The sequence below is a fragment of the uncultured Capnocytophaga sp. genome, assembly GCF_938029845.1.
Taxonomy (GTDB): domain Bacteria; phylum Bacteroidota; class Bacteroidia; order Flavobacteriales; family Flavobacteriaceae; genus Capnocytophaga.
The window spans coordinates 1-6,879 of the sequence record NZ_CALHGG010000141.1; the positions used below are offsets into that span (position 1 = coordinate 1).

General features: G+C 38.8%; 5 protein-coding genes. 4 read left to right on the top strand and 1 reads right to left on the bottom strand.

Annotation, left to right across the window (positions count from 1 at the left end; translation table 11 throughout):
- From Q0625_RS10180 to Q0625_RS10195, 4 genes are all read left to right on the top strand, one after another.
- On the top strand, positions 1 to 1,996 hold a 1,996-nt coding region (locus Q0625_RS10180; RefSeq protein ID WP_298826687.1), incomplete at its 5' end, for a gliding motility-associated C-terminal domain-containing protein.
- A gap of 222 nt (positions 1,997 to 2,218) precedes the next feature.
- A complete protein-coding gene (locus Q0625_RS10185) occupies positions 2,219 to 4,723 on the top strand; it encodes a tetratricopeptide repeat protein (RefSeq protein WP_298826689.1) in 2,505 nt (834 codons plus the stop codon).
- Between the two features lies 1 nt (position 4,724).
- Entirely contained in the window at positions 4,725 to 5,123 is a 399-nt protein-coding gene (locus Q0625_RS10190; RefSeq protein ID WP_298826692.1) for a polymer-forming cytoskeletal protein, read from the top strand.
- A complete protein-coding gene (locus Q0625_RS10195; protein WP_298826695.1) occupies positions 5,104 to 5,331 on the top strand; it encodes an AtpZ/AtpI family protein in 228 nt (75 codons plus the stop codon). The genes Q0625_RS10190 and Q0625_RS10195 overlap by 20 nt, the downstream gene beginning before the upstream one ends.
- A gap of 95 nt (positions 5,332 to 5,426) precedes the next feature.
- On the opposite strand, the gene Q0625_RS10200 is transcribed toward Q0625_RS10195, so the two are convergent.
- On the bottom strand, positions 5,427 to 6,419 hold the full coding sequence (locus Q0625_RS10200; RefSeq protein ID WP_298826698.1) for an IS110 family transposase: 993 nt from the start codon (positions 6,417 to 6,419) through the stop codon (positions 5,427 to 5,429).
- Positions 6,420 to 6,879: the final 460 nt, after the last annotated feature.

Here is a 6,879-nt window from a genome sequence, read left to right on the forward strand (position 1 = left end):
TAATGATGGAGGTCTTACAGGAGTAGGAGTAAACCCTGTGACAGGTAAGATAAAGATTCCAACTAATGCCAGACCAGGTACTTATACAATTACTTATCAGATCTGTGTACATGGGGCTACCAGTCCTTGTGCTACAGCTAAGGCGATAATTACAGTAACTCCTGACCCAACGCCTACCATAGAAGCTAATGATGATGCTGATAAGACAGTACGTCAAGGAGAAGAAGTAGAGGTACTTAGCAATGATAAGGTCAATGGCAACCCTGCGACTCCAGCAAGTGTGGATATAACTATTCCTAATGATGGAGGTCTTACAGGAGTAGGAGTAAACCCTGTGACAGGTAAGATAAAGGTTCCAACTAATGCCAGACCAGATACTTATACAATTACTTATCAAATCTGTGTGAAGGGGGCTACCAGTCCTTGTGCTACAGCTAAGGTGAAGATTACAGTAGTAACACCTACTCGTGTCATAAAGGCGGTAGATGATAACTTTGGTAAGATACCTAATGCATTGGATTACATCACAGTAGCGACAGTATTCTCTTCAGGAGTAGATACCATGGAAGGAGTTATTGGTAACCTCTCTCCAGAGCGTGATGTAATCCTTACCCCAGGAGCGCAACCACATGCAAATATTACGATGAATGCGAATGGAAGTATTACAATAAAACGTGGTACGCCTAAGGGTACTTATAGTTACGAATATACGATATGTCAGAAAGATGTACCTACCAACTGTGATAGAGCTAAAGTAACCTTTGAAGTAGTAGAAGCCCATATCTTAGCTAAAGATGATGGTGTATGGGAAGTAGGAACGGAAGGTGCACTGACTCCGAGTATCTTAAATAACGATATTCTAGGTGAAAAAGTAGGTATCAGCTTCTCTAAGGTAACTATAACTGAAACGGATGGTAAGCAGAAGATTGATAAAACGAAGATGGAAATGAATGCAGATGGTCGTATTTCAGTGAAGAAAGGTATTGCAGAGGGTACTTATACTTATTACTATACCATTACCGAGAAGGCGAATATAGCAAACTCTTCTAGTGCGGTAGTAACGATAAAGGTAGTGAAATTCTCTGCTCAGGATGATGAGTTTGAGCTTATCAACGACAAGACCAAGGAGAACAAAACCGAAAGTGTCTTGAAAAACGATGAACTCAATAAGAAGAAGAACCTATCTCCAGTGGATGATGTGATTCTTACCAAAGGTGAGGCTAAGGACGGAGAGAGAAAACCAACCACTGCCCTTACCATGAATGACGATGGTACTATTACCATAGCACCGAACACGCCAGATGGTGTCTATACCTACACTTATACTATCTGTAAGAAGTCAGCTCCAACAGAGTGTAAGAGTGCTGAAGCGGTAATAAAACTGCTTCCTGCTCTAGTAGCTGAAGATGATGACTTTAGTGGTAATCCAATCAACCCACTTCTAAGAGAGGGTATAGTAGGTAATGTCTTAGACAATGACCGTTATGCCGGCGGTAAGGCCTCAGAACATTTGGATAAGGTGGAGATTAAGATATTGAGCAACGATAAATCTGGAGCTCGTATAGAGCAGAATGGAGATGTAGTGATTCCGAAAGGAGCTCGTGCGGGCGAATATACCTTGAAATACAATCTTTGTATGAAGGATCACCAAGTCTGTGATGAGGCAAAAGTGAAGATAGTGATATTGGAAGACAAACCGCTTGTGATACACAATGGAATTTCAGCCAATGGAGACGGACAGAATGACGGCTTTACGATAGAGAATATTGAGGGTTATCCTAAGAATAACCTCAAGATATTCAATCGTTGGGGAGTGCTGGTTTATGAAAAGGATGGTTATACCAATAGTGAGCCATTTGATGGACATTCCAACGGACGTGCTACGATAAATGCAGGTAGTAAGCTACCACAAGGAACTTACTACTACATTTTAGAGTACCAAGACACCGCCGAACAAACCCATACAGAAAAGGGTTGGCTATACCTTAAATATTAGGTAAAAGATAAAGGGTAAAAAGTAAAAAATCCTTTTATTTTTACAAAAAAAGAATGACCAGTGACCAATCTTTAATGATTCGTCATTGGTCATTTGTTATTTTAGTGGTGACCGCTAACGCCTGCCGACTGACTTCTGACAACCAAAAACTGAAAACTGCTATAAAATTGTTTGAGAATTCAAAAAAAATGACTAACTTGCGCCTTGTTATTATTTTCTTAGATGAAGCTGCACAAATTATTTATTTATTTCCTATTGATAGCCTTTGTAACAGGCTGTACTACTAAGTCGGATACCTATTACAACCGTCAGTTTCGCATGATTCCAACCATGTATAACGTGTTGTATAACGGCAATTTAGCACTTGAAGAAGGCAAAAAAGAATTGACCGAAAAACGTAAAGACAATTACTTTGAGATCCTAGAAGTGGAACCCGAAGTAAGTTCTCAAAATTACAATCTCAAGGGGGAGGGAAATCCTCATTTTGACCGTGCGGAGGAGAAGGCTATCAAGGCTATCCAACGCCATTCTATGGTCTTTGACGGTAAGCAGAAGAATAGAAAGATAGACGATGCCTATATGTTGCTAGGTAAGGCACGTTATTATAATGGTCGCTATATCCCTGCTTTGGAGGCTTTTAACCACCTGCTTACCAATTATGGAGAGACTAACCAGCGTTATAATGCAGCAGTATGGCGTGAAAAAGCACACATTCAGCTCGGCAGGGAACAATTGGCCGTGGCTGCCTTAGAGAAGATTCTTGAGGAAGAACAGCCCAAGCGCCGAGAGCGTGCCACTCTTCATGCGGTATTGGCACAGGCTTTTATCAATTTGGAGGCTTATCCTAAGGCAATTGAGGCACTGAAACAAGCCAGCCAAGAGACTAAGGAAAAACCTAAAAGAGGCCGCTACTACTTTATTATAGGACAACTTTTTGAGCATCTCCAACAGAAGGATTCGGCACAAGCTTATTACCAAAAGGTGATTGGTCTGAATTGGAATATTCCACGTCGCCTATGGGTGGAGGCACAAGTGGGCAAGGCACGTACTCAAACACTCACTCCTGAGGAGAAGATAGCATATACCAAGAAGTTGCGTAAAATGGAAAAACTCTATGAGCATAAGGATTTGCTAGATTTGGTTTATTTTCAGCATGCACTCTTTTTGGAAGGAGAAAACCAACCCAAGGCTGCTACCAGCTATTTCTTGCGCTCTTTGGAAAAGAATAAGGATAACGAGGGGCTTCGTAGGCGCACCCATGAGCACCTAGGAGAATTGTATTTTAAGGATAAAAAGTATCCCTTGGCCTATGCTCACTATGATAGCACACTCGTGTATATTCCTAAAAATACACTCGAGCACCTCTATATGCGCAGAAAGAGAGATAATCTAGCGCAGATAACTGCCTTTGAAAATACTATAGCCAAGGCCGATAGTCTGTCTCGTATTATGAAAATGCCAAAAGAAGAGCAAGTACGCTACTTTGAACGCCATATTGATTCCTTAAAACAGCAACCTGCTACACAACAGGCTGTCACTATTACCGATTTTGGAAGAGCTACTACACCACAACAACAAAATCCTCAAGAAGGTTTCTATTTCTATCTGCCACAGACGGTAGCTTACGGAAAACAACTCTTTAAGCAACGGTTTGGCGATCGTCCATTGATGGATAATTGGCGCTGGTCTAATCAACTTATAGCGCAGCAATCTACTGATGTTGTTGCAGATAGTTTGGCCATCTCACAAATCTCTCCAGAGGACTATTTGAAAAAGTTGCCTACTCCATCCGAGCTTGAACAGCTCCAAAAGGATAGGGAAACAGCCCTTTATGGAGTAGGAGAACTTTATTGGGAAAAATTTGCTGATGGCAAGCTCGCCGAGCAAAGACTTACTCGCCTATTGTCACTTACCCATAATGATAAGCTCAAAGAAAAGACTTTGTATCTATTGTATAAGATAAATGAAAAAAATCCTAAAGAGGCAGAGGCTTACAAACAACAATTGCTAACCTCTTTCCCTAATTCAGAATATGCCAAACCTATTTCAGGTCAGCAAAGTACCAATGATAAGGAGCTACAAGAGCAATATCAGCGCCTAAGCGATCAGCTTGCGGCTCAGCAATATGCAGAAGTATTAGCCTATATACAGGCACATAAGACTGAATATAAGACTTCTTCTATGGGACCAGATTTTGATATACTCAAGGCAAAGGCCATAGCCCGATTGGAAGGAAAAGCAGCTTATATACGTGAATTAGAAGCTATTGTACAGGAATATCCTAATACCTCTCAAGCTGATGATCTTAAGGAAAAACTTAAGATACTTAAAGGCTCCTCTGAGAAACCTACTTTCTTACCTGATGAAGAGGCTACTTCTTGGAAAGTAGTTCTACAAGGAGGCTTAGATGAGCAGCAGCTAACACAACTTAAGAATTATTTGGAGGAAAATGGATTTGCCTACCTTACCCTAAGCCAGGATGTATATGATGATAAGGAGCAATTTGCTGTACTTCACGGATTTATGAGCAAGCAAATGGCAGAAGGATTTGTACAAAGAGTCAATCATTATTTCCAAGAAAATGCTTTAAAAAACAAGAAGAAAAAGGATGAAGAAAAAAATCAAGAAAATACTATGTTTTTCAAAGAATTTTTCGTAATTTCGTCAGAGAATTATGCTATCTTACAAGCATTTAAAAATAAGGAAGAATATATAAAAAATAACTAACATGTTTAATAAAGAAAATAAGAAAACCATGGCAGTAGACAATTCAGTAGCGGGAAGCAACCGCATCGTAGCAGGAACTAAGATTAAGGGAGAAGTAAATTCTGGTTCAGACTTTCGTATAGATGGAGAGATAGAAGGTACTATACAAACTTCTGGAAGGCTTGTTGTAGGAAGAACAGGTCTTATCAAAGGTAATGTTGTTTGTACTAATGCAGATGTAGAAGGTACAATCACAGGTACTTTGGTAGTTAAGAATACACTTAGCCTTAAGGCTACTGCCGTGATAGAAGGTGAAGTACAAGCCGACAAGCTCGCAATAGAACCAGGAGCTGTATTCAACGTAACTTGTAAGATGGGAGTTAAAGGGGCTCCTGTAAGCAATGAACCCGCAAAGAAATAATCCTAATAACTGGGCAAAATTCTCTCAAGTCGGATTGCAAATGGCTGTAACCATAGCCTTGTGTGCCTATGGTGGGAATCTATTGGATGGTAAATATCCTACCATAGCTCCATGGGGCGTGGCGGGCGGGAGTCTCTTTGGGGTATTTGCTGCCCTCTATCATGTGATAAAACAAGTTAAAGCAATGAACAGTGATAGTGACGAATGACTAGTGACAAGTGACGAATGACTAGTGACGAACTATGTTAGCTCACAATACATTTAACCAACTTTAACTTTTGTAGATTAAGAAATTTCTATCTATCAGTTAGAGATGATTTTAACAGTTGTGATAGGTGGCTTCGATATATATCCGTCTATATAGGAAATACCTGACTTAACAACGGCAAAGGCCTGCCTGATGAGCTTATTAGCTACAGCTATTAAAGCTACCTTTACAGGTTTCCCTTTAGCCTTGAAATTGGAAAAGAGTTCTTTACAAGCTGTATTAAACCGTATTGCTGCTAAGGAAGCTAAAAATAGCATCCCTCTTAAGTGGCTATCCCCATTTCGGTTAATGCTTCCTTTGATATTTATGGAACTCCCTGATTGTTGATAAGTAGGGCAAATTCCTAAGAAACGTGATATTTGTTTTGGGTTCTCAAAGAAAGAGAAACCTCCTGTAACTATAATCAAAGAGGCAGCAAGTTTGTTTCCTATCCCCTTAATGGAGGTTAGAAGATCTAATTGTTTATCAAAATCCTCTGTAATATCATCAATAAGTTCTTTTTCTAACTTTTCTGTCTGTTTTTCTGTATAAGAGATAGTATTGTTTAGACAAGTAAATGCATTTTTATCTTTACGAGGTAGAACTTCTAATGACTTTTCAAGGTTTTTAAGAGCGGTAAGTTGCTTTCTTAGTTGTCTAATAACTGTCCTTTTTTGTTTTAGCAAAATGATTTTCTCTGAAGGCATCTTGTATACAGGAGGGGTCATCTTTTCCCCATAACAGGCCAATAAACAAGCATCTTGAGGGTCTGTTTTAGTAACAGAGAGCATTGTTTTAGCAAAGTACTTAGTCTGTTTGGGATTAACTAAAGAAGCCTTATATCCTTGTTCTATAAGTAAATATAGCAATTTAAAGGTATAATTACCTGTGGCTTCCATTACACAATGATCCTGTTCTTTATCAAGTGTCTTGATAAACTTTTGAATGTCTTTAGGAGTGTTCTTGTAAGACTGAGTCTTAGATCCTTTCACAGAGGAGAAAGCTACTGTAAAGCTATCCTTACTGATGTCAATGCCGATGTAACGCATAAATAGAGTGTTTTTTGTAGGAAAAATAATGATAAATAAATAACATCCTATAACCTATCGTCGCAAAATGCGGGGTTTATATCCCCAACGAACTATCCAGATTTACAGATGTAGAAGCACGGGAACAGAATGTCACTAACAGCTTTTACTAACTAATGATCGGTTTTAATCCATGCTTATTTAAATGTAAAATTACAATTTATTTTTTAAAGAGCAAACAACTTAATCTATTATCTTAAAGTCTTGGATTATTCCTTGATAAACTATCTATAACTACAAATATAGAAAAATAGAATAGATAGTATTTAAGAGTTTTAACTGATATACAGATGACTTATATTCACATTTGTTTAAGTGTAAAATTATAAGTCTCTTTTCAGAATGCAAACATACGACTAATGACTAATGACTAGTGATTAACACGAATCAATAGTAGAAAAACAATTGTATAGTCCAATTC

Excerpts from the sequence above, each read along its gene's own strand:
- Q0625_RS10185 (WP_298826689.1), top strand. The coding sequence starts at position 2,219 with ATGAAGCTGCACAAATTATTTATTTATTTCCTATTGATAGCCTTTGTA.
- Q0625_RS10190 (WP_298826692.1), top strand. The coding sequence starts at position 4,725 with ATGTTTAATAAAGAAAATAAGAAAACCATGGCAGTAGACAATTCAGTA.
- Q0625_RS10195 (WP_298826695.1), top strand. The coding sequence starts at position 5,104 with ATGAACCCGCAAAGAAATAATCCTAATAACTGGGCAAAATTCTCTCAA.
- Q0625_RS10200 (WP_298826698.1), bottom strand. The coding sequence starts at position 6,419 with ATGCGTTACATCGGCATTGACATCAGTAAGGATAGCTTTACAGTAGCT.